Source organism: Acetivibrio ethanolgignens, assembly GCF_001461035.1.
Classification (GTDB): domain Bacteria; phylum Bacillota; class Clostridia; order Lachnospirales; family Lachnospiraceae; genus Velocimicrobium; species Velocimicrobium ethanolgignens.
The window spans coordinates 1-658 of record NZ_LNAM01000130.1 but is presented as its reverse complement, the minus strand read 5'-3'; the positions used below and the strand labels follow the sequence as shown (position 1 = coordinate 658).

The 658-nt window shown below is 33.7% G+C and carries 1 pseudogene; it reads right to left on the bottom strand.

The features are described 5' to 3' along the window. Positions 1-49: 49 nt before the first annotated feature. Positions 50-445 (bottom strand): annotated as a pseudogene (locus ASU35_RS06930) (DUF1836 domain-containing protein); the annotation flags it as partial. Positions 446-658 lie beyond the last annotated feature (213 nt).

Genomic DNA, 658 nt, shown 5'->3' with positions numbered 1-658 from the left:
TTTGGCTACCTTAACCCACCGTCTAAAGCCAGTGGGATTGCGGTAGCCTTATTTCAAAAACAGACTTATATATCTCCTCCAGGGTAAAGCCATCCTCTTTGTCATAATACTTTTCTGTCAGTGGTTCAAATATACTCTGAATATCACTGATAGAAAGAATATTTTTAAAATAGTAGATAAAGAGCAGTAAAAGCATATGCTCTTTAGAATACTTCTTCTTATTGGGAGACGGTAAAAGGTTGTTCTTCGTATAGTTATTAATCATCGTCTTTGTCAGAAGCTTATCCTCCGGATATCGCTTTGAGCCCTCCAGATGCTCATCCATAAAGGTAGTCACCTGATCCATATACAAATCTATGTTAGGAATCTCCTCCGGTCGGATATAATCTATATTTTTTATATTATTAATAATTTCTCTGATAAATGATTCATTAGAAAAACCCATCTAATCACCTCTATGTTACATTATATAGTATTCAATACTATATGTAAAGAAGAAAATGCAAGAAATCTTCCTTGAACAAGTCTCTGAAAAATGGTATACTCCTGAGTTTTGAAGTGAATAAAGATTAATAACCCGGCAGTTGCTTGTAATTGCCTTGCTTGTAATTGCCGGTATTTTTTTGTCAACTTTATGCATTTTATATATAGCGTAATC